Origin of the sequence: Apibacter sp. HY039, from assembly GCF_004023655.1 — a bacterium.
GTDB lineage: Bacteria > Bacteroidota > Bacteroidia > Flavobacteriales > Weeksellaceae > Apibacter > Apibacter raozihei.
On record NZ_SAYM01000011.1, the window covers coordinates 1 to 24,423 of the forward strand.

27 protein-coding genes and 1 riboswitch are annotated in these 24,423 nt (G+C 33.8%); of the genes, 16 read left to right on the plus strand and 11 right to left on the minus strand.

Translation table 11 applies throughout. The features are described from left to right. From EQ921_RS14795 to msrA, 15 genes are all read left to right on the plus strand, one after another. The coding region (locus EQ921_RS14795) for a phage baseplate assembly protein V (protein ID WP_221410505.1) at positions 1-770 on the plus strand (770 nt) is incomplete at its 5' end. A 14-nt stretch (positions 771-784) separates the two neighbouring features. Then, positions 785-1,753 (plus strand): hypothetical protein, encoded by a 969-nt coding sequence (locus tag EQ921_RS14515; protein ID WP_128332176.1) that lies wholly within the window; start codon positions 785-787, stop codon positions 1,751-1,753. A gap of 4 nt (positions 1,754-1,757) precedes the next feature. Further along, positions 1,758-3,164, plus strand: coding sequence for a hypothetical protein (locus EQ921_RS14520; RefSeq protein ID WP_128332177.1), 1,407 nt, complete (start codon positions 1,758-1,760; stop codon positions 3,162-3,164). Further along, complete coding sequence (locus EQ921_RS14525) at positions 3,151-3,528, plus strand: hypothetical protein (protein WP_128332178.1); 378 nt, start codon at positions 3,151-3,153, stop codon at positions 3,526-3,528. The genes EQ921_RS14520 and EQ921_RS14525 overlap by 14 nt, the downstream gene beginning before the upstream one ends. 219 nt (positions 3,529-3,747) lie before the next feature. Continuing rightward, entirely contained in the window at positions 3,748-3,918 is a 171-nt protein-coding gene (locus EQ921_RS14800; RefSeq protein WP_164875656.1) for a hypothetical protein, read from the plus strand. Positions 3,919-4,002: 84 nt separating this feature from the next. Further along, the gene (locus tag EQ921_RS14530; RefSeq protein WP_128332179.1) at positions 4,003-4,248 is read left to right on the plus strand and encodes a hypothetical protein; all 246 of its coding nucleotides are present in this window, start codon (positions 4,003-4,005) and stop codon (positions 4,246-4,248) included. Positions 4,249-4,527: 279 nt separating this feature from the next. After that, a complete protein-coding gene (locus tag EQ921_RS14535) occupies positions 4,528-4,890 on the plus strand; it encodes a hypothetical protein (protein ID WP_128332180.1) in 363 nt (120 codons plus the stop codon). Between the two features lie 6 nt (positions 4,891-4,896). Further along, positions 4,897-5,142, plus strand: a complete 246-nt coding sequence (locus EQ921_RS14540; RefSeq protein ID WP_128332181.1) for a hypothetical protein — start codon at positions 4,897-4,899, stop codon at positions 5,140-5,142. Then, a complete protein-coding gene (locus EQ921_RS14545) occupies positions 5,142-5,558 on the plus strand; it encodes an HD domain-containing protein (RefSeq protein ID WP_128332182.1) in 417 nt (138 codons plus the stop codon). Before EQ921_RS14540 ends, EQ921_RS14545 begins: the two co-directional genes overlap by 1 nt. A 446-nt stretch (positions 5,559-6,004) precedes the next feature. Next, positions 6,005-6,157, plus strand: coding sequence for a hypothetical protein (locus EQ921_RS14805; RefSeq protein ID WP_164875657.1), 153 nt, complete (start codon positions 6,005-6,007; stop codon positions 6,155-6,157). A gap of 116 nt (positions 6,158-6,273) precedes the next feature. Then, positions 6,274-6,618 (plus strand): hypothetical protein, encoded by a 345-nt coding sequence (locus tag EQ921_RS14550; protein ID WP_128152891.1) that lies wholly within the window; start codon positions 6,274-6,276, stop codon positions 6,616-6,618. A gap of 211 nt (positions 6,619-6,829) precedes the next feature. Beyond that, positions 6,830-7,114, plus strand: coding sequence for a cysteine peptidase family C39 domain-containing protein (locus tag EQ921_RS14555; RefSeq protein WP_128332183.1), 285 nt, complete (start codon positions 6,830-6,832; stop codon positions 7,112-7,114). A 9-nt stretch (positions 7,115-7,123) separates the two neighbouring features. Continuing rightward, positions 7,124-7,498 carry a hypothetical protein gene (locus tag EQ921_RS14560; RefSeq protein WP_128332184.1) on the plus strand — a complete coding sequence of 125 codons (375 nt, stop codon included), beginning with the start codon at positions 7,124-7,126 and terminating at the stop codon, positions 7,496-7,498. A gap of 35 nt (positions 7,499-7,533) precedes the next feature. Further along, complete coding sequence (locus tag EQ921_RS14565) at positions 7,534-7,881, plus strand: hypothetical protein (protein ID WP_128332185.1); 348 nt, start codon at positions 7,534-7,536, stop codon at positions 7,879-7,881. A 708-nt stretch (positions 7,882-8,589) separates the two neighbouring features. Next, a complete protein-coding gene (msrA, locus tag EQ921_RS14570) occupies positions 8,590-9,090 on the plus strand; it encodes a peptide-methionine (S)-S-oxide reductase MsrA (RefSeq protein WP_128332186.1) in 501 nt (166 codons plus the stop codon). Between the two features lie 59 nt (positions 9,091-9,149). Here msrA and EQ921_RS14575 read toward each other — a convergent pair whose 3' ends face one another. From EQ921_RS14575 to leuS, 4 genes are all read right to left on the minus strand, one after another. Next, a complete protein-coding gene (locus EQ921_RS14575) occupies positions 9,150-10,331 on the minus strand; it encodes a homoserine dehydrogenase (RefSeq protein ID WP_128332187.1) in 1,182 nt (393 codons plus the stop codon). Between the two features lie 3 nt (positions 10,332-10,334). After that, complete coding sequence (locus EQ921_RS14580; protein WP_128332188.1) at positions 10,335-11,519, minus strand: PLP-dependent aspartate aminotransferase family protein; 1,185 nt, start codon at positions 11,517-11,519, stop codon at positions 10,335-10,337. Positions 11,520-11,671: 152 nt separating this feature from the next. Next, positions 11,672-11,773, minus strand: a riboswitch (SAM riboswitch). 108 nt (positions 11,774-11,881) lie between these two features. Next, a complete protein-coding gene (locus EQ921_RS14585; protein WP_128332189.1) occupies positions 11,882-13,240 on the minus strand; it encodes a WG repeat-containing protein in 1,359 nt (452 codons plus the stop codon). 343 nt (positions 13,241-13,583) lie between these two features. Then, the gene (gene leuS / locus EQ921_RS14590; RefSeq protein ID WP_128332198.1) at positions 13,584-16,439 is read right to left on the minus strand and encodes a leucine--tRNA ligase; all 2,856 of its coding nucleotides are present in this window, start codon (positions 16,437-16,439) and stop codon (positions 13,584-13,586) included. Between the two features lie 989 nt (positions 16,440-17,428). On the opposite strand from leuS, the gene EQ921_RS14595 reads away from it, so the two are divergent. Then, the gene (locus tag EQ921_RS14595; protein WP_128332190.1) at positions 17,429-18,070 is read left to right on the plus strand and encodes a hypothetical protein; all 642 of its coding nucleotides are present in this window, start codon (positions 17,429-17,431) and stop codon (positions 18,068-18,070) included. Here EQ921_RS14595 and EQ921_RS14600 read toward each other — a convergent pair. From EQ921_RS14600 to EQ921_RS14630, 7 genes are read right to left on the minus strand one after another with little or no spacing between them, the layout of a single operon-like run. Next, on the minus strand, positions 18,054-18,323 hold the full coding sequence (locus EQ921_RS14600; protein WP_128332191.1) for a hypothetical protein: 270 nt from the start codon (positions 18,321-18,323) through the stop codon (positions 18,054-18,056). The genes EQ921_RS14595 and EQ921_RS14600 overlap by 17 nt on opposite strands. A 12-nt stretch (positions 18,324-18,335) precedes the next feature. Next, entirely contained in the window at positions 18,336-19,079 is a 744-nt protein-coding gene (locus tag EQ921_RS14605) for a hypothetical protein (protein ID WP_128332192.1), read from the minus strand. 12 nt (positions 19,080-19,091) lie between these two features. After that, on the minus strand, positions 19,092-19,841 hold the full coding sequence (locus tag EQ921_RS14610; protein ID WP_128332193.1) for a hypothetical protein: 750 nt from the start codon (positions 19,839-19,841) through the stop codon (positions 19,092-19,094). A gap of 58 nt (positions 19,842-19,899) precedes the next feature. After that, positions 19,900-20,655, minus strand: a complete 756-nt coding sequence (locus EQ921_RS14615; RefSeq protein ID WP_128332194.1) for a hypothetical protein — start codon at positions 20,653-20,655, stop codon at positions 19,900-19,902. A gap of 47 nt (positions 20,656-20,702) precedes the next feature. Beyond that, positions 20,703-21,470 (minus strand): hypothetical protein, encoded by a 768-nt coding sequence (locus tag EQ921_RS14620; RefSeq protein WP_128332195.1) that lies wholly within the window; start codon positions 21,468-21,470, stop codon positions 20,703-20,705. Further along, a complete protein-coding gene (locus EQ921_RS14625) occupies positions 21,467-23,155 on the minus strand; it encodes a hypothetical protein (protein WP_128332196.1) in 1,689 nt (562 codons plus the stop codon). The genes EQ921_RS14620 and EQ921_RS14625 overlap by 4 nt, the downstream gene beginning before the upstream one ends. 6 nt (positions 23,156-23,161) lie before the next feature. Then, positions 23,162-24,271 carry a phage baseplate assembly protein V gene (locus EQ921_RS14630; protein WP_128332197.1) on the minus strand — a complete coding sequence of 370 codons (1,110 nt, stop codon included), beginning with the start codon at positions 24,269-24,271 and terminating at the stop codon, positions 23,162-23,164. Between the last annotated feature and the right edge of the window lie 152 nt (positions 24,272-24,423).

A 24,423-nucleotide genomic window follows, 5' to 3' on the forward strand; every position in this document is an offset into this window, starting at 1 on the left:
TCATAGAAATCAGCCACCATCAGGACATTACCGAAGGATATTACAACCAGCTGATAGGCGTACCGATGGACAATGAAGTGCCGGCCTACATGGATGAAAATGCCATACCGGAGTGCGAAGAACAATCGGCCATAGTGATGGATAACAACGATCCGGACGGAATGAGCCGAATCCGGGTACAGTTTGCCTGGCAGAAGCCCTTTAACGGAATGACTCCGTGGATACGTTCCATTACCCCCTATGCAGGATCAGGGAAAGGAATGCATGTAGTACCCGAAATAGGTGAAGAAGTCATTGTAAGCTTTGAAAATGGAAATGCAGAGAAACCCGTAAGCCTGGGAGCTATGTTCAATGGAAAAGGTAAATCCGGTCATGGAGGGGCAGGGAACTATATAAAAGGACTACAAACACCTACAGGAAATAAGCTACAGTTTAACGACAAAGAAGGTAGTGCTTTGCTTACGGATCAGGGACCGTCCAATATAAAGATGGATGGAGCAGGAAATACAACTGCCAGTGCCGATGAATCTCACATTATTAATGTAGGAGGTAAAGAAGGGGCGGTTGGTCCTTCTAATATAACTATGGATAATACAGGTAAAATCACGATAAAAGGAGACGCTAATATTTCGGTTATCGTGGGAGGATCAATGATAGAATTAACTCCTGAGCAAATCTCTCTTTCTGCGGCTAAAATAAATATCAGCGGTGGAGAAATTGAGATAAAAGGTACCGGGCAATGGCAAGGCGGTAAAATAAAAATCAATTAATTCTTTGTAAATTTATGAGTAAGAAATTTAGTTTCTTTTTTGAAGACGAAGAAGGAAAAGAAAGTATCAAAAGTCTTTCAAAAAAATTAAAAGCGGAGTTTGAAGAAAGAGAAAAAGAAGAAAGAATAAAGAACTCCCCCACTTCAAAAAAGAGAAATTTACAATTCTGGAAAACGGGAATCCAAAAATATCAGGTAACCCTGGAAGGAGAAATGCAGGTAAATTCCATGAATGTAAAAACAACCGTGGAAAACAAATATCTTTTTCATATAAAAGAAATTTTTGATAATGCTATTTTACTGGATTTGATCAGTTATGATAAAGAAATGACTCAAACCACTCAGCCTACTTTCAAGGAAATGTTTACAGTAACCCGGCAACTGGAAAAATTATACGATGAGTTTACAGCTTTAGTTTCTTTAAACGGTGAAATTAAAGATATAAGAAACTTAAAAACACTTCAGGAAAAATGGTTGAGGATAAAAAATGAGATGGTACCCTACTTTAATGAAGGAACCAATATAGAAGAATTTTTCGGTTTGAACGATCAAACGATGCAGTCTCAGGATTTTTGGAAACAATTACTCAATGAACAAGAATTTTTCTTTTTATTTTTCAGTCTTCCCGGTTATGGTGAAAAGCCAGATTTTTCAAAGAAAATAGAGAAAGATAATGCATATCGGAGTGGTAAAATACAATGGAATATACAGGGACAAACCGAAAACAGATATTCCGAAGAGCAGGATATTTTACAGAAAATAAGCGGAACCTTCACCCCCGGTAATGAATGGTTACAAAAAGCCTATGGAAAAATGCCCTTTTTAACCGGAATTACTTTTAAAGAGAGTTTTAAACTTAAGGGAGAATATCATTTTGATCCGGAAACGGGATGTATAAAGAAAGCACAGATATATATGGAAGAAGTAGCTCATCCTGCTGTGTTATATCATACCATGAAATTTACATTAACTCAAATAGCATAAACAAATGGCTGAAGAAATTTTTGATGAAAGCCATTACTTTGTATGTAGTGGTGGATTAAAGCCAGCTCGATTTAATAGTGGGCAGGATATTATGTTGAAAGAAGATGGAAATTATTACCTGACGGAATACAGTCTGAAATGTAAAGGGATAGACTTTTCCTGTAAATGGACGGCTTTATTATTTGCTATTATTGCGGCAGCTATGGCTCTTTTAGCTTCTAACCCGGCGGGTTGGGTACTGCTTGCAGCCATAGGAGGATCAGTAGTGGGTGCCGGAGTAGGATTTGCCATTTGTGGAAGTCAGGCGGCTGTAATACGTACCTGGGTTGTAATAAAAGAAGATGCACAAATAGGAGAGTATCGTATGGTTTCTAATCATAAGCCGGTTCATCTTACTTGTAAGCTGTTTAGTAATACTATTACATTTAAACCGAATGTTACTAACGAATTTGAAGCTTTATGTCTTTTTGGTGGAAATATCCTTATGACTGGACTGGAAGGCTTTATGTATGTTTATGCTTTTCGGGGAGGGGGATTATTAATAAAATCGCCTATGACTTTTTTACGTAACTTTGGGGCAAATTACCTGAAAACCCTTTCTGTAAATGGATTTATAGGAAGGTCTGTGTTTGGTATTTATGGAGGTGCTAATGCGTATTACATGTCTGATACCAAAGGTTTTGATGCCGGACGGGTTGCCAAAGCTTCAGCCCAAAGTTTTTTCTTTGCCGAAACAGCTGCTTATCATGCAGTAACCGAAAGAGATCCGCAAAGTATTGCTTTACTTCTTAGTATGGGAGGAATACCCGGAGGAAGAAATGGGCAAGATGCAGGAAAAGGGCAGGTGGCTCAGGAAGCAAGGGCAACAGCAGAGAGTTGGAAAAATGCAGCGGATAAAGTAAAGAATGGGGTAAATAAGACTATTGATTATGCTAAGGAGGTCAGAGAAAAACTGCGTTCTCAGAAAAAAGGTGTGGGTGCACATGAGAAAGGTTTAGGTAAATTTGAAGGAGATCCTGCAAGAGATTACTATGGAAGTGGTAAAGATTCTCATCCGGCAGAATGGCAAGCTATAATAGACGATTTAAAAGCAAATGGAGTAGAAATTAAGTATAGAGAAGGTAATTTAGCTTATAGTCCTGAAAAGGGAAGACCGGGACAAATGATTTTAGACCCTGATGCATCTTATAGTGCTTTAAAACATGAATACCAACATTATTTAGATGATAAAGCTAATGGGCATCCTGGGTTTTCAGAATATCTTAAAAATCAGGATTTTCAGGCTGAAATGGAAATTAATGCATATAATAAAGAAATAGAGATAGCTAATGATTTTGGAAATAAAGAATTAGCTAATGAGTTAGAACAATTAAAACAAAATGAATTAAATAGAATTTATGGAAGAGAATAAGAATATATTTAATCAGATACGTTTTTTTAAAGATGGTATTCCTGAATATAGAAATTATTCTATAGAGCAATTAGAGCAATTATTAGCAGACAACTCTTCAGGCTATATAAAAGCACGGTGTCTTGTAGAATTGGCCTATAGAAAAAAGTTAGATTACTTATACGATGAACTACCTAAAATAGAAAATCAAAAATTAAATGCATTATTTAATTTAAGTGTTGCACAAATAGCAGCATTAGCTATACTTGATTATGGTAGTAAACAAGATATAATCAAAATGAAAAATAGTATAAAAAATTGGACAGTTAAATATCAAGAAGAAGATTTTGTAGATTACTTAAAAAGACATAATATTAGCTTATAAAGTGTTTGTTAGATAATGTTTAATGATTTTATTTAAGAATAATGCATAGTATTAAAATTTTTCTATTGAAAAATTAATTAAAAAATTATCTGAAGACATTTCTTAAGTACCTAAATCCAGAATTATTATTACATTGAGAAGCCGAATTAATAATAATGAGAGTTTAGAAAAAATTATTTTATCTGAAGTAGCAAATAAAAGAATCAAATTCAGTATGTAATGGGTGTATTTAATATTTCTATTATTTGTGCTTTGGTAATTATACAGTATGGAACAGACATAGGCATACAAAATTTAGGAAATATTATAAATGATTGGGATAATAATTCAAAACAAATATTGAAAGATTATTTAGATATGAAAGGCATAGAATGGGATGTGAAAATTTAATTATGAAAAAACTATATGATATATATTAAAAAAAACTTTAGATAAAGATCCTTTAATATTAAATGATAATAATAATATAAATTGGTGGAAAAGAGTATTGAAATATTAAAAATTATAAAAGAAACTAATAATACAGAAGCTATCAATTTAAGAAGTATTGATATGAGGGTAATGATGAAATGTCCTGAAGTTGTTTACAATAAAGAATTATTAATCATCATTAATAATTTACTTGAAAAATCTTATATTGAATGGGTAAGAGAAAATTCTAGTGTAATAATTACTAAAAAAGGCATTGAATACTTAGATGGATTTGAAAAAAATGAGTAATATTTAAAATTGGTATCTAATATTACTATCCTATATTTTTTATGTATTGAAAGATATAAAAATTTATGAGTAAAAACTGCGTTCTCAGGAAAAAGGTAACGGTGCGCATGAGAAAAGTATTGAACAAATAAAAGCAGAAAAACTTATAGAGCAAGCTAAGATAGCAGAAGCTGAACTTACTGATTAAATTAGCTGAGGAAAATGGAAGGATTAGATTTTAGATTAAAGTCAGTTGAATCTTTAACTAGAAAACTATAATCAGATGGAATAAATACTGAAATGAAAGATGTCCTTCGTTATACAACTATATTCGAAAACTCAAAATTAACATCTGGGACAAAAACAATGTTAGATGCGTTAAAACAAAACGGATATAAAGAGGTAGCTATAAAAAATACTTTTAAAGATGGAGCTGTTTATAAAGGTATAAATACTAATTTTGAGACACCTAATGGACAAGTTTTTGAATTGCAGTTTCATACGCCTGAAAGTTTTAATGTAAAACAAAATATTAATCATGTATTATATGAAGAAGCAAGGTTACCTAGTACCCCAAAAGAGATAAGTGATGTTCTTATTGATAAAATGAGAGAAAATTCTTCTAAAATACCTAATCCTCCTAATGTTTCAGATATAAAATAAAAAATTATGAAAGATCCTTTTTTATATTATAAAATTATTTATGATGGTAAGGAATTCCTTTTAAAAATTCCTAATAACGGATTAATGTTCAACAAAAATATAAATAGTATATTATTTTTTGAAAACGGAAATTGGATTAAAGATGATGGGAAAAATAAAGTTTTAATGAATAAATATATGACTGGATGGATAGATGAAGATGATTATTTATCCTCGGAAGAAGTAAAAAATTTATTAGAGAAAAATAAGTAATGAGTTATTATCAATTAGTTCAGGAAGCCAGACAGTTTTCAATACAAGCCCATAATCAACAAAAATATGGAGCTTATCCTTATGAAATTCATTTAGGACATGTTGTTGAAATATTAATAAGAAATGGTCTTAAATTTTGTACTGAAGAAGATTATACATTACTGGCTGCTGCTTGGTTGCATGATATTTTGGAAGATACAACTATATCGAAGGAAGAGCTTACTAGAAAATTTAATTCAAATATATCAGAAATAGTTTATGCACTAACTGATGGAAGAGGAAATACTAGAAAAGAAAAAAAGAAAGAAGTGTATAAAAAGATAATCTTTAATCAAAATGCTATGATAGTTAAATTAGCTGATCGAATAGCCAATGTAGAATTTAGTATAATTCATGGCAATAAAAAAAAAAATTAAAAAATATTATGTAGAACAAAAAGATTTAGAAATCTATATTAAGCCTCATATTAATACAAATTTAGGAAATAGACTATTTGAATATTTAGAGTATAATTTCAATTTAATAAAATATTATGATTAAAAAATAAAAGGTGGAGAAATCCACTTTTTATTTTTATGCAAATAATACACAAATTAGTTAATTATATTAAAAATTATTAGAAAAGCTACGTTCTCAGGAAAAAGGAAACGGTGCGCATGAGAAGTCAGCAGGAGGAAAAACCCCTTTTGATACTATAGCTGAAGATGGCTATAGAGGAGGTCTTGAACATATAGAAGCAGGTACAAGATCAATAGAAGAAGCTTCTTTTACATCTGAAAATATAACAAAAGTAAAAGAACATTTAAGTAAACCTGAAATTTCAAATCCTAGCACAGGTGAACCTTGGGCTTAAAATAAGATTATGATAGAGAGATTGGAAGCTATACAGAAAGGCGAATTAGAAGCGACAGCAACAGATAAAGCTTTTTTAACTCATGAAATGAGAGAAGCCGAATTAATGAGTGAAGGGAAGGCATATAATGAAGCTCATGCTCAAACCTGTAAAGAATATTGAATTACCGCAGAAATGGAAAAAAGATCGAATGGAGAACATCCTTTTTATACTAAAGAAGCTGAAGATGCATTGTATAAAGCAGATATAGAAAGATTAGGTTTTTAAAAAAAAATAAAATGAATATAATAAAAGATAAACAGATAAAAGAAATATGCAAACTTATAATTTTAAGGTTATCATATAAACAGCCGATGTCTTCTAGTTTTGGTTATCGTAATATATTTCTTAATTCACTTGGACTAATTGTTAATGAGTCTTTACTTGTTGAAGAATTAGAACATGAAAAAATGGTCATTCATGAAGGAATATTTGAAAATTCTAATTTCTATAAAAATATTTCAACTACAGAAAAAGGTAAAAAATATTTTTTAGAAAATATAAATAAAATTAGTATACCTACAGATGATTTATCTTTGAAAATAGATAAAATAAAAATGTATTTAGGAATTGACAATTTATAAAATTAAGTGTTTTATTATAACTAATTGAAAATAATAGAAAAGGGCGAATGAAAAATTTCATTTTAAAAAGTAAAAGATATAGAATCATTTATACAAAATGAATCTATTGATTTTGGACAATTCTTCGATTAAGAAGGAAATCCATTAAGTGATCTTATAATAGGTGAAACTGATAGAATTACTAGACTTGATGAGTATTTTGGAAAAGTAGATGATGGAATATATACCAAAAGCTATTGAAAATTTAGGTTTAGATATTAATACTACATCTGGTAAAGTATCATATGAACAGTTAAAAACAGGTCTAGAAAATGGAAATTCAGCTGTAGTTAGTGTAAATGATGGACAAGGTGCACATTCAGTTATTATTGATAGAATTGAAAATGGACAAGTAACTGTTAGAGATCCTCTTCCAATGGGGCAAGGTTCTTCATATTCTGTCTCTGTAAATGATTTTAAAAGTTTCTTTACAGGACGAGGAGTAATTTTTAAATAGAAAAAAATAATGACAAGTAAAATAACAAAAATAATAATTACAGACGCTGATAATACGGTAGGGAGCAAATTAATAGAGATTATTAATTCTTTTGAAAATAACTCTTTAGTACCAACTTGGTTTAGATTAAAATTAGAAAATTTAAAAGACGATGACTTATGGGAGAATGAATATTTAATGAAATATGATGTCTGGGTAAATAAGATGTTAGATAAAAAATGGAAGTTAAAAGATATACAAGTAAGAGATTTTTCTATTCAAATAGATCTTGAATTATTTGGAAAGTCTAACTATTCTGAATTATTATCAATAATATCAATTTTAGGTATTGATCTAAATAATGTGCTTGTAGAGGATTCGTATTTTGGTAATTATACACCATGATAAATTAATTTATATGAATTTTAAAATTTTTTGTAATGAAATTGAAAAAAGAAACAGTTTTACAGATTGTTAAAGATTTTCAAGATAGATACCCGAATATTAAAGGAAATGGAAATTTTAAGATTCAATCATTCTTAGCAAAAGAAGATAATCAAAAAAATAATATATGGTTTGTTACTGAAGATAATGAACTATTTGGTGAAATACATGAATTTATATATGTTATTTCGGATGAAAAAGGAGAAGTAGAATATACAATGAATGAATTGGGAACTAAAAATCCACATATTCCAGAATCGGACGAAACATGGGATAAATTTACCGATGAAGATATAGAACGGATGAATAATGGAGAATGGGATGATAAATGGGATAATTACTAAAATACTATTATTATAAAAAGCAGAATTTATTCTGCTTTTTTATTTAAGATGCCTAGTCCTCCAAAGACGGAGATAGAGAGGCCGCAAAAAGGTAAAAAGCCAGGAGGGAGAAGCACCTGCCCCAAGCAGAGAGGCAGAAGCGTTTGAACATATTAATGACGCTGGAGCAGCAGGTGTAGGCCAAACAAATGTAGGTGAACGAACTGCTCAATTTGTTATACAAGAGAGTTCCAGTTCTGTACGGTTAGATGTTATTGAGGATCACGGCTCATTTATTACACGCCAGAGTGTAAGGATAGATGGCGCTACTGTAGGAAAAACTCAAATGGAAACCAACTATATAGAATGAAAGAAAGTAAAAAAAACAATTTACCATTCGGGTAAGCAAAAAAGCCAACCCTAGGGTTGGCTTTTGCTTTTTCAACTGTTTATCTTATCTAAGAGTCCCAGTTCGTCCTCGGGAATAAGGATTTTACTAAGGGTTAAGATATTGTATAGGTCCAGCGGTTTGTGCCAAAGCGTAAAGCTTCTGCATTCCGTTTTTGCCAGTAAAGCTGTTATGATATTTTGAGGCAACTTTGTATAAGAATAAGCTAAATAAATTGATAAAAACACGAGGTAAGCTATATAAAAGTAACTTTCTGGAGAGATTATAAAAACATTTTACAATTAAATTCGTAATTTTACAATAATTAAACGCTGAAAAGAATGGAAAACAATACAAATATAAAAAAAGCCTATTTTGCTTCGGGCTGTTTTTGGGGTACCGAATATTACTTTATGAAAGCTAAAGGTGTAGTACATACCGCTGTCGGATTTATGGGAGGTCATGTAGATCATCCTACCTACGAGCAGGTATGTCAAAAAGACACCGGGCATCTGGAAACAACGGAAGTGGAATACAATACAGAAGAAACCAGTTATGAAGATTTGGTGAAATTATTTTTTGAAACTCACGACTTTACCCAGACGGATGGGCAGGGTCCGGATATAGGACCTCAGTACCTTTCCTGTATTTTTTATTCTGATGAAGGAGAAAAGAACATAGCTTTACGGTATATGGAGATATTGCAGTCTAAAGGATACAAAGTCGCCACTATGCTAAAACCGGCCTATATCTTCTGGAAGGCAGAAGACTATCATCAGCAGTACTACGAACACAAAGGTTCAACACCTTATTGTCACGCTTACAAGCAGATTTTCGATTAATACAAAAAGGCTTTATTTGTAAAATAAAGCCTTTTCTTTTTGTAAAACAACAAATTTATTTAACACGAAAAGATAACGTTAATATCTTTATTTTTAATCCATGATGAATTTGCCAGTTTATCTAAGCTGATTCTACCGATAAAGTAATTACCATTAGGGCTGATATATTTTTCCTCTATGGAAATAAAGTCATCAAAAGCTGGAAACTCATCCGAGTAACGTACATACACCTTATACTCGCCATGATTCACCAGTTTCAGGTTTTTATCTACATGTGAGTATTTTTTATTTTCATATTTATAATCATAAGTTAAAGCGGAAATATCCGATAATACAGCGCTACCGGTCGGTTTATCACCCGCACCTTTACCTATCATCAGTTGGTTTTCCGAAAAAGCACTTTCCAACACCACACCGTTGTATTCATATTTCACATGAGCCAGCGGATCTTCCTTTTCAATAAAAGTAGGAGCACAGAAACCGGTAATTTCATTTCCGTTTTTATTGCACTTTGCTATCAGTTTAATAGCAAAATTACGTTGCTGGGCAAACCTTAAATCAAAATCGTTAATACGGGAAATACCGAAATTAAAAATATCCTCAGGACGCGTAATCAAGCCAAAAGCATGGAAAAGGATAATGCAAAGTTTGTATTTAGGATCGATACCTTCCACATCCAGAGTCGGATCTGTTTCGGCAAACCCTTTTTCCTGAGCTTCTTTCAAAACGATGGGGTACGAGATATTCTCATCAATCATTTTGGTCAGGATAAAATTGGTAGAACCGTTAAAAATACCCGAAACCGAAGTAAGCAAATCGTTATCGTAGTATTCTTCTAAATTACGGATGATAGGAATACTGGCACATACCGAGGCTTCATAAAGAAAAGATACCTGGTATTTTTTTTCCAGGTCAAGCAATTCCGGAAGACGTTCGGCAATCATTTTTTTATTAGCGGAAACTACCGATTTTCCGTTTTTCATTGCTTCAGAAACGATTTCAAATGCAGCATCCGCATCATCAATAAGTTCCACAATTACATTGATTTCCGGATCTTTTAAAAGTTCCTCCTTGTCGGTAGTAAAATATTTTTTGTCAATCGGGCGGGGTTTATCTGCATGTTTAATACAAATCTTTTTAATATTGGCTTCCACACTTCCGGCTTCTTCCAACACCTTATATAAACCGGTTCCAACACATCCGAAACCGAAAATTCCCAGTTTAAGTTTATTTTTAGTCATGTTTTATTTTTCTTGATTTTCTAATGTTTCCTTGCTACAACATATAGTTTCAGCATTTAATGCCTGTTCCAGATCAGCAATCAAATCATCCGCATTTTCAATTCCAACGGAAAGGCGGATGAGTGAATCCTGTATTCCGGTTTCTCTGCGTATTTCGGCAGGAGTGGATTTATGAGTCATAGTAGCCGGATGACTAACCAGACTTCTGACATCTCCCAGGTTTTCTGCCAGCAGGAAGATTTGGGTCTGGGTAAGAACACGGGTGGCGGCTTCCAGAGTATCCTCTTTAAGGCTAAAGGAAACCATTCCTCCGAAAGCTTTTTGCTGTTTAGCTGCAATTTCGTGATTTTTATGAGATTTTAATCCCGGATAGTATATTTTATCCACTTTTGGGTGGTTAGCCAGATATTCCGCTACTTTTTGAGCATTTGCAGAATGTTTTTCCAGTCGTAAGGACAAAGTCTGGATACCCCGTAAGGTTAACCAGCTGTCAAATGGTGATAAAACCCCCCCAGACGTATTTTGAATATATTTAAGCTCTTCGTCCAGTTCCGGAGTATTTACCACTACAAATCCGGAAAGTACATCTCCATGGCCGGACAGGTATTTGGTTCCGCTGTGTACTACAATATCTGCTCCCAGTTCAATCGGGCGTTGTAAAGCCGGAGACAGGAAAGTATTGTCAACGATCAGCAGGGCACCCACACTTTTAGCTATTTTGGCTATTTCTTCAATATCGGAAATTTTAAGTGTAGGATTGGTCGGTGTTTCCAGCCATATGAATCGGGTTTTTGAAGAAACGGCTTCCGCTACATTCTTAGCATCGGTTGTATCAATAAATTTGGAAGTAACACCAAAACGATTATACACGGTGGTTAAGATACGATACGTACCGCCATACACATCATTTACGGCAATTACTTCATCCCCCTGGTTCAATAATTTTAATACGCAGTCCGTGGCTGCAAGACCCGAAGAAAATGCAAAACCGGCCAGTCCGCCCTCCAGTTCGGCTATTGCTGATTCTACCACCTTACGGGTTGGATTGGCAGTTCTAGAATAGGCAAATCCCTTATGCACTTCCGGGGCTTCCTGCGCATAGGATGAAGTTTGATAAATAGGAGTAGAAATGGCTCCGGTTAATTCATCCGGTTTTGAAATGTGTACGATTTTTGTTTCTAATTTCATGACTTTGTTGTTTTACAATTAATAAATGGACATTCATTAATCACTACAAAACAACTTATTCAAGATTTCCATGGCTCGGAAAAAGATATAAAAAAACTTCTTCCGATAGGTCGAAAGAAGCTTATATATTTTTTCTGATTAAGCAAGTTTTCGACTTATCTATCCCTGTTACGGGTTGGATGCAGCACCTGACTCTTAGTAGAGGGTTGCTAAGGTATCATAGGGCCAATTCCCTCCACCTTTCTTGATAAGCAATTTTATTAATGATCTTTAATAACACAAAGATATAATAAAAAAATCTAATAAAACAAATATTGAATGTAAAAAATTAATAAAATTATAAATTATTGATTATTAAATTGTTACATATAGTCCAATTCTGTCAGACTAACTATCAGGTATAGAGCCGCATTAATTATTACCCAAAGAAAGGCACCAATACCCACTAGAACACTTTCAAATACTTCACCGATATTTACCCGGTTTCTCTTGGATTTTTGGTTTGAAGATTGATAAGTTCTATCCATCAGTTCCTCAAACAATTTATCTTTATCAGATAGTTTAGTTTCCAGTATCTGTTCGCCCTGAAAATTCACCAGACACCATTTGTTTTTGAGATTCTGAACCAGAAAATTTTGAGTGAGCTCATTGTATTCAATGGATTTATATTCAGGAGTAATTTCCTTTCCTTCGGAATTTAACAAAAAATATTTTTTATTTCTGGTAGCAATAAATACCTGTTGCGGAGTTTTGGTTATATAATCATAACGAAAGGCAGTCAAAGGAGTTTGATTCGCATCGGTAATTCCATATTTCATATTTTGTTGAGCGATGGACAGGGCATCAAAAGCAAGAGAGTCAGAATTTTGTTTTTTTGATGAAGAATCCAAAGTGACAAAAAATAGTTCCGCATCATTCTTTACTCTGATAAACCTGGGAGATAATAAGTCTACTTGTTTATATTGCACAGGTATCACTTCTTTTCCTTCCCGATCTATAATGCCCCATTTCCCTTTTCGTAAAACTTTAAAAAGATGTGAGGTTAAAATTTGTACGTCTTCCCATTCCACCGATACAATAATTTCGCCGGTGTATACATTAATAATTCCGGTATATTCATTTGTGACTTTAGCCTTGTAAGTATCTTCTCCTTTAGAAGATTTCAAATAGGTGATATACTTGTAAATTACGGGAATGGTTTCTTTTCCTTTGATGGAAAGTGTACCCGTTTTCCCGTTATTATAAACACTGTAGTACTGGGGATTAACGGATAAAATTTTTTCATAGTTTTTAATTTCTATATCCTGTCCGTTCTTTATAAAAACAGTGACTGCCGTTGAATTTTTATTCGGTTTCCCTATAATCAAAATTTTAGGATCCGAATCTACATTTGATGGAATATTAATATGAGCAAATGAATAGGAAGAGGAAATAAGCTCTCCCCGGGTATCATAAATGGTCCATTTTTTTTCTTTCATCGTGGCAAAGCCATCCTCATGAATGGGTTCAATTTTATCAAATAGAAAAGGAATAATGATCTGTTGTTTCTTTTCATCAATAACACCGTATTTGCCTTTTTGTTTTTTAATACTAAGACCAGTAGAGTGGGTACGTTTTTTTTCTTTTTTTTCCTTTTTTTGCTTGTCCTTTTCATAGAGGTCCAATGAGAAAGAATAAGAAGAGAAGAATAAAAAAAATAAAATAAAGCAGCAGTTTTTCATAATTTAAAAGATTGTTTCTAATTCAAACATAAACGAAGTATACTCAAATATAGTATAAAATAAATATAAATTATGGCTGATCGGTTTTTTATTTTTTATTTTCCGGCTCAAAAATTAAAAAGATTTTTCGTTTTACAATGGTGCCCCTGAGCTTAGGAAGCTCCGTAAGAAATACAGGATAAAACCAGGTAAAAGAAAAAATGCAGATAAGAGTATTCTGAAGCGTTATGCTCTGTGATACAAAGTTTAGTGTGAAATGAGGAAACGGGGTTTCTGCTGTAAAAAGCAAGCCTCTCTAAGAGTTTAGAGAGGCTTGTGTAGTATAAAGAGTACCCTAGGAATACTAAAGTACAATGTTCACAATACGTTTAGGAACAACAATAATTTTTTTAGGATTTTTTCCATCCAGATAACCGGCGGTTTTTTCATGATTCATCACGGCAGTTTCAATTTCCTGAGAGGATGCTGTGGCCGGCATCTCAATTTTAAACCGTACTTTTCCGTTAAAGCTTACCGGATATTCAAAACTGTCCGAAACCAGATGTGAGGCAACAAATTCAGGGAATGAAACATATTCAATACTTTCGGAGTGTCCCAGTTTTTCCCATAATTCCTCAGCTATATGCGGTGCATACGGAGATATGAGAACAGCCAGAGGTTCCAGAATTTTCCTTGTATCGGTTTTCAGTTTACTTAGTTCATTGGTGGCAATCATAAAGGAACTCACCGAAGTATTGAATGAAAAACTCTCAATATCTTCTGCCACCTTTTTGATTAGTTGATGAAGAACCTTTAATTCCTCTTTGCTAGGCTCTGAATCCGAAGCTGAAAAAGCTTCATTTTTCCCGGAATGATACAATCTCCAGAATTTTTTCAGAAAACCATGAACACCTACCAGCCCCTGAGTATTCCAGGGTTTAGCCTGTTCCAGCGGGCCTAAAAACATTTCATACATCCTCAGGGTATCAGCTCCGTATTCTTCACATACATCGTCAGGATTAATAACATTATAATAAGATTTAGACATTTTTTCAACCTCTCTTTTTGAGATCAATTTACCGCTTTCAAGAATAAACTGAGCATCTTTAAATTCATCCCGCCATTCTCTTAGCTTTTCAATGTCTACCTCATCAGTGGTTCCTTTAAGTAATTTTACGTCTATATGTATAGGAGTAACTTCCTGAGTTTCTTCTAGCAGATTGCAGGAAATATAATTTTGTGTACCGTTAATTCTGTACACATAGGCACTCTGTCCCAAAATCATTCCCTGGTTAATTAATTTCTGAAAAGGTTCTTCGCTCTTTACATAGCCGTAATCTTTTAAGAATTTATTCCAGAAACGGGAGTATAGCAAATGCCCGGTGGCATGTTCGCTTCCTCCGATATATAAATCCACATTTTCCCAGTATTGGATCTGGCTGTCATCCGCCAGACGGGAAGCGTTGTTCGGATCCGTGTATCGTAAATAATACCAGGAACTTCCTGCCCATCCCGGCATAGTGTTTAAATCCAGTGGAAATACCGTGGTATGGTTGACGTTATCTATACTCACCACCTTTTCATTTTCCGCATCCCAGGCCCAAACCTGTGCCCTTCCCAACGGAGGATCGCCGTCTTCTGTAGGCAGGTATTTTTCAACCTCAGGAAGTACCAGCGGCAATGCAGATTCCGGAAGAGTATAAGGGGTAGAGTTTTTATAATATACCGGAATAGGTTCTCCCCAGTATCTTTGACGGGAAAATACAGCATCCCGCAAGCGGTAATTTATGGTTCCGTGTCCGATACCCATCTGTTCCACCATTCCAATCATTTTAATCTGGGCTTCTTTTACCGAAAGACCGTTAATTGCATCGGAATTGATGACTTTTCCTTCTTTGGAGGTAAAAGCTTCTTCCTGTATGTTTTCTGACCCTTCAATTACTTCTTTGATGGAAATGCCAAAATGCTTCGCAAAGCGATGGTCTCTTTCATCGTGTGCCGGAACAGCCATAATTGCACCGGTACCATAACCCATTAAAACATAGTCGGCAATATATACCGGTATATTTTCTTTATTTAGCGGATGCACGGCATAGGCACCCGTAAATTGTCCGGAAACCGTTTTGGCATCCGCCATACGTTCTCTTTCCGAACGTTTGGTGCTGTCTTCTTTATATTGGTTGACTGCCTCAACATATTCTCCGGTGGTAAGCTGGTTCACCAAAGGATGTTCGGGAGCCAGTACCATAAACGTACAGCCGTACAGGGTATCGGGGCGGGTAGTGAATACTTTGATCTGCTCGTCCGAGTTTTGTACCGAAAAAAGTATTTCAGCTCCCTGGGACTTACCAATCCAGTTTCTCTGGCTTTCTTTTATCGCATCGCTCCATTCAAGGGTGTCCAGGCCGGTTAGCAGACGTTCCGCATAAGCCGTAATCCGCATAGACCATTGCATCATTTTTTTCTGATATACCGGATATCCGCCACGTTCGGAAACTCCATTTATCACTTCATCATTGGCCAGAACGGTTCCCAGTGCAGGACACCAGTTTACAGTAGTTTCCGCACGGTAAGCCAGACGATAGTTTAAAAGTATTTCCTGTTTCTGTTCTTCTGAATATCCGTTCCATTCTTCTGCCGTAAAAGGTTCTTTCTGGCTGGTACAGGCATTAACTTTCAGAGAACCGTTTTCAGAGAAATTATCAATCAGTTCTTGTATGGGGCGTGCCTGATGAAGTGTCTGGTCGTAATACGAGTGAAAAAGCTGAATGAAAATCCATTGGGTCCAACGGTAATATTCTTTATCCGAAGTTCTTACCTCACGGCTCCAGTCAAAAGAAAAACCCAGTTTTTTAAGCTGGTTGTTATAACCGGCAATCTGGTTGTTTTTATTATCGATTCCACCATTAATGTTTACTTCGGTTGTTATTGCCGGATGCTGGCCGGTTTGAATGGCATACTGCTCGGCAGGTAAGCCGAAACTATCGTATCCTATAGGGTGTAGGACATTAAATCCTTGGTGGCGTTTGTATCTTGAGTATATATCTGAGGCAATATAGCCCAGAGGATGTCCCACATGCAGTCCGGCTCCCGATGGATAAGGGAACATGTCCAGTACATAATATTTCGGTTGTGAAGTATTATCTGACGTGGCAAACGTTTGTTGCTCCGCCCATTTTTTCTGCCATTTTTTTTCGATGTCTTGAAAGTTATACTGCATGATTATTTCAGGGAATTTAATATTTTCTAATTTTTGCAAATGTAAGAATTTATTGGATCATTTAAGAATACCTGCCGGAAGTAATTGGGTATTTTTTCTCAGGCAGAGCTTTCTAATAAAGAAGGTTTTATATGGTTAAGTATAAGGTATTGAATATATTTTTTACTCCTCGGTCAATAATTTTATTAATCTAAAGCGATATAAACTTTCGGGTAATCCTGTTTTGGTCCGTAATCTCACCAATGCGCTTTTTACGGCTGACAAGAAAATCAGAGCTATGGTTTATCTCCTTTCAAGGGGATGATTGAATTGTTTCATCAGATTTAGGTGATAGTAAACATAAGATACGTAGCTGATTAAAAAAGTAAGTTACAGACCCAATATTGAACGTTATTTTTTTTCTTTAGGCCGAATTAAATATAATCCTCCGGAATGAGGTATTTGACTTGATATGCTATATATATACATATATATAGCCCTTTTTATATAGTTCTTCATTACCAAAGAATTCTATATTTTTGTCTAAATTACTATTAAATTTAAAATGAATTTTCTCCTTAGACATTTGCAATTCTGCATAGAGGGTAATATAACGTAAGTGCAAGGTTTTTATGATATCCTGCTTGGCTTCTTCGCTTCTGTTTTATATTCTTTCAATACTTCTTGTTTTTCATTTTTCAGAAATTTAACTATGAAATTTATTTTCAATAATTTTATAATGTTTTTTAGCTTCTATAAATATAAAATTAATATATTTGTCCTCTCTTATTATAGGTTTTGTTATAAATTAAATAGTGATAGGTATAATAATAATACTTTTTACTTTTTAATACATTTAATCAATGTTAAATAAATTGAAACTTATTTAGCTGAGTATACTGAATTAAGTATTTAAGCTAAAAGTAGTATAGGAATTTTAATAAAATTATTTGTATAACACATTAAATAAAAAATTACGAAATATATTAATAACTAAACAGTAATTCAAAATGAAATTTTTAAATAAAATAATAAGTTTACTAATCATTTTATTCAATGTCTTTTTATTAGCTCAAAAAAATAGTGATATAGATACTTTACATTATAACGTTGTGATAAATAAAAATGAATCTAAAAATTTTAAAACAGGTACGAATATTAAAAATTACATAGCTTCAGACAAAAATATATATAAATCCGGTGATACAATTATTCTAGGAGAAGCTACTGGAGAAGGACAAAGTGCATTTAGTAAAAAAAGAAATTTTCAATATATATTTTATGGCAAACCTGCTGCTGTATTATTTAAAGGCATAAGATATGTAGATGAAAAATATAAAGGTTATAAGGCTACTATTGAACAAATTAAATTTAATAAAGGTAGCATGGGGCAGGAAAATTATATATTTTTTTATATAAAACCATTGCCGGGTACTAACTTTTTATTATTAGATAATTATATTACTGTTACAATGGTAGATAATGCAATTTTAAGTGGTGAAATTATTCCCTTAAACAAAACACGTCCTTTAACTTATGATGAAGCAATAGAGATATTAAAAAACAAAAAAATGGAGTTAGAATTAGAATTAATAACACAAGAAGAGTTTAACAGAATAAAAGAAAATCTTAAGCCTATAATAAATAAATAAAATACAGAGTATTTAATTTATCATATACCACTAAGGGCATTTGTTTTATTTCTTTAGCATATGATGTTCTAGGATCTTCAGTATAATGGTGGCCGAATATAGTTAATAATTCAACCTCGCTAGGTAAAATGGTACTAATTTCATATTCTTTACTTTGAATCCCTTGATCTATAAATGGATACCCAGAATAATCTTCTGGAGTTTTTTTACAACTTAGTATAAATACTAATAGGAATAAAATACAGTTTCTCATGAGCCTAAGCTTTTATTTTTTTTCTTTAGGACGTACAAGATACAAACCACCTGAATGAGGGAACATACTTAATTTGTTATATATGTATACATATATATATCCCTTCTTATACAACTCTTCATTACCAAAAAATTCTATATTTTTATTTAAATCATTATTGAATTTAAATTGGATTTTCTCCTCAGGCATCTGCAATTCCACATAGAGGGTGGTGTACCGTATTGAAAAAGTTTTTATAATATCTTGTTTGATTTCTTCACTGCTGTTTTTATATTCTTTTAATATTCTATTTCTCTTTTCCTCCGAAATTTCACTATGATTTTCTTCATTTAAAACCGTATAATATTTTTCAGCCACCGGAAATTTAAAATTAATAAATTTATCCTCTTTGTTGGTATAAGAATTACGTACAACATTCATAGCTTCACTGCTTAAAGTATCAATTATGTGATTTGTCATATTATATTTAAAATCATTAATCATATGATTATTTGTATACCTGAAATACAGAGTGTTTGATTTATCATATACCACTAAGGGCATTTGTTTTATTTCTTCAACGTACAATGCTCTAGGATCTTCAGTATAACGGTGGCCGAATATAGTCAATAATTCAACCTTGCTAGGTAAAATAGTACTAATTTCATACTTTTTACTTTGAATCCCTTGATCTATAAATGGATACCCAGAATAATCTTCCGGAGTTTTTTTACAACTTAGTATAAATACTAATAGGAATAAAATACAGTTTCTCATGAGCCTAAGCTTTTATTTTTTTTCTTTAGGCCTAATCACATACAATCCTCCGGAATGAGGTATTTGACTTGATATGCTATATATATACATATATATATAGCCCTTTTTATATAGTTCTTCATTACCAAAGAATTCTATTTTTTTATTTAAATAATTATTGAATTTAAAATGAATTTTCTCCTGAGGCATTTGTAGTTCTGAATAGGTTGTATTATAGCGTAAGGAACGGGTTTCAATAATAGCTTGTTTGGTTTCTTCACTACTATTTTTATATTCCTCTAAAACTTCCTTTTTTTCTTTTTCAGAAATTTCACTATGATATTTCTCATCTAAAATCATATAATATTTTTCTGCATATGGAAATTTAAAATTAACAAATTTATCCTCTTTGTTGGTATAAGAATTACGTATAATATCCATGTCTTCTCTATTTAAAGTATCAATGGTATTATTTATCATATTGTATTTATAATCATTAATCTTATAATTATCTGTATATCTGAAATACAGAGTGTTTGATTTATCATATACAATTAGAGGCATTCGATTGATTTCTTCTGCATGAGAAGATCTTGGATCAGATGGGTAAGGATGTCCAAATAGTGTCAATAATTCAACCTCGCTAGGGAAAATGGTATTAATTTCATACTTTTCACTTTGAATCCCTTGGTCTATAAATGGATAACTGTAATACTCTTCCGGTGTTGTTTTACAAGCTGTAAATACTACAAAAATGAATAAAAATACTATACACTTTCTCATAAATCTAAACTTTTATCAATTTATTTTACAGTTCTTTAATTTATGGATAAAAGCTTTTTCATTTTTTTTCTTTAGGCCTAATCACATACAATCCTCCGGAATGGGGAAACATACTTAATTTATTATATATATATACATATATATATCCTTTTTTATATAACTCTCTATTGCCGAAAAACTCTATCTGTTTGTTTAAATCAGAATTGAATTTAAAATGAATTTTTTCCTGAGGCATTTCCAGTTCTACATACATAGTATTATAACGTAAAGAACGTGTTTCAATAATGTCTTTCTTTATTTCTTCTCTACTATCCTTATACTCCTCTAATACTTTCTTTTTTTCTTCTTCGGAAATTTCACTATGATACTCTTTATTGATAAATTTATAGTATTTTTCTTCCTCTGGAAATTTAAAATTAACAAACTTATTCTCTTTCTTAGCATAAGAATCACAGATAACAGTCATGTTTTCATTATTTAAGGTGTCTAATTTATAGTTTATTGTATTATATTTTAAATTATAAACCATATAATTTTTATTATTATCAATATATTTAAAAAATAGAGTATTTAATTTATCATATACCACTAAGGGCATTTGATTGATTTCCTCTGCATGAAAAGATCTAGGATCAGGTGGATAACGTTCTCCAAATAGAGTTGTTAATTCCAAATTTTCAGGAAAAATAATATTAATTTCATACTTTTCACTTTGGATACCCTGATCTATAAATGGATAACTGGAATACTCTTCCGGTGTTGTTTTACAACTGGTTAAAAACAAAATAAGTACTACTAAAATAGAGTTTCTCATAAGTCTAAGCAACCTCTTACCTATTTGATAAGATAGTAAACACTTTTTTATTTTTTTTCCTTAGGACGTACTAGATACAAACCTCTTGAGTGAGGAAACATATTTAAGTTATTATATATATATATATATATATATCCTTTTTTATATAATTCTTCATTACCAAAGAGTTTTACATTTTTATCTAAATCACTATTAAATTTAAAATAAATTTTTTCCAGAGGCATTTGCAGCTCTGCATATGTAGTATTATAGCGTGAGGAGGAATTTTCTATTATCATTTCTTTAAAAGTATCACTTTCATTTTTATATTTATTTAAAAGCTGATTTCTTTTTTCTTCGGAAATTTCACTATGATATTCCTCATTTAAAACTTTATAATATTTTTCAGCCTCTGGATATTTAAAATCTACTAAATCAGAGCTTTTCTTATAATTTTCTTCAAAGATTTTATTATAAACTTTAATGCTGTCTTCATTTTTTATCGTATCTGTTTTATTAGATAAAAAATCATATTTCATAAAATAAACTTTACTATTTTTACGATCATGTATAATATAGAAAATTCTATTTTTTTTATTGTAATATAGTAAAGGCATATCCCAGGTTTTCTTTTCTAATTCAGGAGACAACATTCCACGGGTTAAACTATAGCCTAGCATATTTTTTAATTCATATTTTTCTGGTACTAAGGTTACCATTTCATACTTTTCACTTTGAATCCCATCATCTATAAATGAATAAACGGAATAATCTTTGTTGGTAGTTTTGCAACTGGTTAAAAATAAAATAAGTATTACTAAAATAGAGTTTCTCATTCGTTTAATTCTTTATCGTTTATAAATATACAGTAAATAAAATAATCATCTCTCCCATAATCTTGATTTTTTATTTTTCTGTAAACAATTCCACTAAAAGTATCTGGTGTTTTAGCATCTTCATCTGCAGCCTCTTTTAACTCCTCAAAATAGTTAATTTCTTTCGCTAGAAGCCTTTGTAAGGTTAGGGTACTAATCCGTAGAAAACGGAAGCCCAATTCAAATATTTTTTCTTCTGCTAAGTTTTTTTTGGGTTTATCATACTGTAAAAACTTTTCCATACTTTCCACTCCCTCTTCTTTTTTCTCTAAAAAGATTTTAAAAGCTTCTTCCTTAATCAGTCCCTCTAGTTCTTGGGAGTATTGTTCTATCATCAGAGCCACCGGAAGGGAGAGGTGGCCAGCCAGCTGTCCTACCCAGGAAGGGAAAAAACCAAAGAATTTTTTCAGTAAAAAGCTTCCCATTCCTTTATAATCCGGAGTTCCGGAAGCCATGCTTTCCTCCATTCCCTGAAGGTCTATCACATAGCCCATCGTTTCAAATAGTTGGGTACTAAGCTGGGTGGCAGTATGTATGGGATTTTTTTGAGCAAGTACTTCCAGCTGGTTCAGTCCTTTGGTGGTAGCGTAGCGGGTTTCTCCCTGCAGGGTGGGGTGGGCAATACGAAATGCAGTATCGGAAGCCCTTTTTATGCGGTGCACATTTCCGTCTATCATGGTAATGGTTTTATTTTCGTATACGTTTTTCCTTAAGGTGATGCTTCCGTCCGTATACATCAAATATCCCTTTTCCAATTCCCGTATAGCCAGCGTATAGGTTTTCTTTTTCAGATACTCCAATCCTTTCCCCACTTCATTTTTAACTTTTTCTTTTGCCTGGTCTGTTATCTTAGCTTTTATTTTTTCCTGGGCATGTTCTATCTTTTGCTGGGAACTCGTATCTTCATTCAGTAACAATTCCATATAAATAGCATTTCCTTCACTGCTTCGTATTTCGGGAAACTGGTAGTCAATACCCGGTCGGATAAAGTATAAATCTGGAATTTCCGGTAGTTTTACCCTGAGATAATCCGTAAACCTGACCGGCAGGTGGGCAAGTTGGTACACAGGCCCTCCGTTAAAGCTGCTTTTCAGGGTTTTGGGACTATATTCAGCTTTGCAGTAAACTTCAATGTCACCCGGTGTATCATCTTCTTTAACCAATTGAATGGTATATTTATTATAAAGAAATTTTAAGGTGGCATATGCCCTGTTTTCAGATTCTACATAGGCATACTTCTGCGCTCCATCCAGTCTTCGGTCCCAGGCAATACAATCTATACCCAGCCAGCCCAGCTGTGAATCGTAAAAAGAAATTTTCAGCCGGCTGAGGCCTTCATCTTTATCATCGTTTTTATAATCATAGACAGGTATGTTACGGGTTTCAAACTGAAAGTATACCGTATCTCCCAGGTAAGCTTCCCTTATTTTATTATTTCCTTCCTTATCGGAGCTCCACCATCCGCGAATAATATAAATGCCCGCGGCTTTAGGTTCTTCCGGTTCCCCGTAAATCATTTCCCCATCGGTAGTAAGTTCTATTGGCCCGCCGGCGTTAATAGTAAAATTTTCCTGATAATAGGTAAGGGTTCCATAACGTTCTATTATTTTTCCTCCGGCTATTCGTACTATTTTTCCTCCTGCCATAATGTGTTAGAATAATTTGGATTTTTCACCACTGTTGTTATTAAAATTCTGGTCGGAATGAAACTGTGTTTTTCCTTCGGTGGAGGTATTTCTTTCCTGTGCGTACGATTGCGCTTCTTGGGCTCTGGAGCTAATACTTCCGGTAGCTTCTTCCTGTATATCCCCTGCAAACAGGGTATATTGCCTTCCTACGGTAGTGGCGGAGTTTTTCCCTACACTGGTGGTTTGGTCGGCTCCCACCGTGGTAACCATATTTTTACCGGCACTTAACACAATATCTTCTCCGGCGCTTACCGAAAAATTCCTGGGAGCATTTACTGAGATATTTCCTTCCCCGTCCATAAACATCCGGTTACCGCTGGGGTCTTCAATCAGAATGGAACCCTGTCCTTCGGCATCGTTAAATACGATTTTGGTTCCGCTTCGGGTTTGGATCACTTTAATATCGTTTCCTTCGGTATAGTAGGCCGCAATTTCTCCTCCGTTGTAAGCGGTTCCCAATACTACCGGATATTCGGCATTGCCTCCCTGAAAGGCTACCAATACGGTTTCGCCTATCTCAGGATTCAGGTAGGTGCCTTTACCGCTTCCCGCATGGGGCTGTATGACCTGCACCCAGGGGCTCTGGCTGTTTTCGGGCTTTTGCCAGGTAAACTGCACCCGCACGCGTCCCATCTTCAGCGGGTCCTGGTTATCGGTTACGGTAGCATGCTGCAAATCGGCTTTCGGAAAGGCATTTTCTTCGTACACATCGGGTACGCTAAGGTCTTTGGGTATGCCTTTAAAGCTGTTGGTATAGCCTTCGCCATCGGCAAAATGATGGGTAATTTCCGTGATTTTATAGGATTCTACCGGTACTTTTCCCGATTTGAATATTTCGTGTCCCGGCATCCAGGCCATCATCTTTACGACCGTGCCTACCTGTAGCTCCGTATGGTTGGTGGTGGCTTCCATATACACCAGGTTCTGCCTGTTTCTTTTTTCCCTTTCTACCGAGCGTTGCAGCTGCGAGGCATCGGCAGGATTTTGAAGGTAATGTCCCGAAGGGGATACGTTAAAGGCTGAGGCCGAGGCATTCTGGGCAAATTGCTGGAAAGGGTTTTCCGAGGCCTGCACGGATTGCGAGGAGGAATCAACGCTATAGTCTTCCGCCTGTTTGGGATCATACACCGAGCTGCTGAACTGCTGGGGCCTGATTTCCATTTTAAGCTCGTAATCGTAAATATCTTCGCCTTCGGTAAGCTCTACGATTTTTCCGCCCCAGGCGG

Excerpts from the sequence above, each read along its gene's own strand:
- msrA (WP_128332186.1), top strand. The coding sequence starts at position 8,590 with ATGGAAAACAATACAAATATAAAAAAAGCCTATTTTGCTTCGGGCTGT.
- EQ921_RS14565 (WP_128332185.1), top strand. The coding sequence starts at position 7,534 with ATGAAATTGAAAAAAGAAACAGTTTTACAGATTGTTAAAGATTTTCAA.
- EQ921_RS14575 (WP_128332187.1), bottom strand. The coding sequence starts at position 10,331 with ATGACTAAAAATAAACTTAAACTGGGAATTTTCGGTTTCGGATGTGTT.
- EQ921_RS14625 (WP_128332196.1), bottom strand. The coding sequence starts at position 23,155 with ATGGCAGGAGGAAAAATAGTACGAATAGCCGGAGGAAAAATAATAGAA.
- EQ921_RS14800 (WP_164875656.1), top strand. The coding sequence starts at position 3,748 with ATGGGTGTATTTAATATTTCTATTATTTGTGCTTTGGTAATTATACAG.
- EQ921_RS14620 (WP_128332195.1), bottom strand. The coding sequence starts at position 21,470 with ATGAGAAACTCTATTTTAGTAATACTTATTTTATTTTTAACCAGTTGC.
- EQ921_RS14540 (WP_128332181.1), top strand. The coding sequence starts at position 4,897 with ATGAAAGATCCTTTTTTATATTATAAAATTATTTATGATGGTAAGGAA.
- EQ921_RS14600 (WP_128332191.1), bottom strand. The coding sequence starts at position 18,323 with ATGAGAAACTGTATTTTATTCCTATTAGTATTTATACTAAGTTGTAAA.
- EQ921_RS14535 (WP_128332180.1), top strand. The coding sequence starts at position 4,528 with ATGAAAGATGTCCTTCGTTATACAACTATATTCGAAAACTCAAAATTA.
- EQ921_RS14525 (WP_128332178.1), top strand. The coding sequence starts at position 3,151 with ATGGAAGAGAATAAGAATATATTTAATCAGATACGTTTTTTTAAAGAT.
- EQ921_RS14595 (WP_128332190.1), top strand. The coding sequence starts at position 17,429 with ATGAAATTTTTAAATAAAATAATAAGTTTACTAATCATTTTATTCAAT.
- leuS (WP_128332198.1), bottom strand. The coding sequence starts at position 16,439 with ATGCAGTATAACTTTCAAGACATCGAAAAAAAATGGCAGAAAAAATGG.
- EQ921_RS14615 (WP_128332194.1), bottom strand. The coding sequence starts at position 20,655 with ATGAGAAACTCTATTTTAGTAGTACTTATTTTGTTTTTAACCAGTTGT.
- EQ921_RS14805 (WP_164875657.1), top strand. The coding sequence starts at position 6,005 with ATGATAGAGAGATTGGAAGCTATACAGAAAGGCGAATTAGAAGCGACA.
- EQ921_RS14550 (WP_128152891.1), top strand. The coding sequence starts at position 6,274 with ATGAATATAATAAAAGATAAACAGATAAAAGAAATATGCAAACTTATA.
- EQ921_RS14610 (WP_128332193.1), bottom strand. The coding sequence starts at position 19,841 with ATGAGAAAGTGTATAGTATTTTTATTCATTTTTGTAGTATTTACAGCT.
- EQ921_RS14585 (WP_128332189.1), bottom strand. The coding sequence starts at position 13,240 with ATGAAAAACTGCTGCTTTATTTTATTTTTTTTATTCTTCTCTTCTTAT.
- EQ921_RS14580 (WP_128332188.1), bottom strand. The coding sequence starts at position 11,519 with ATGAAATTAGAAACAAAAATCGTACACATTTCAAAACCGGATGAATTA.
- EQ921_RS14560 (WP_128332184.1), top strand. The coding sequence starts at position 7,124 with ATGACAAGTAAAATAACAAAAATAATAATTACAGACGCTGATAATACG.
- EQ921_RS14555 (WP_128332183.1), top strand. The coding sequence starts at position 6,830 with ATGATGGAATATATACCAAAAGCTATTGAAAATTTAGGTTTAGATATT.
- EQ921_RS14545 (WP_128332182.1), top strand. The coding sequence starts at position 5,142 with ATGAGTTATTATCAATTAGTTCAGGAAGCCAGACAGTTTTCAATACAA.
- EQ921_RS14520 (WP_128332177.1), top strand. The coding sequence starts at position 1,758 with ATGGCTGAAGAAATTTTTGATGAAAGCCATTACTTTGTATGTAGTGGT.
- EQ921_RS14515 (WP_128332176.1), top strand. The coding sequence starts at position 785 with ATGAGTAAGAAATTTAGTTTCTTTTTTGAAGACGAAGAAGGAAAAGAA.
- EQ921_RS14605 (WP_128332192.1), bottom strand. The coding sequence starts at position 19,079 with ATGAGAAACTGTATTTTATTCCTATTAGTATTTATACTAAGTTGTAAA.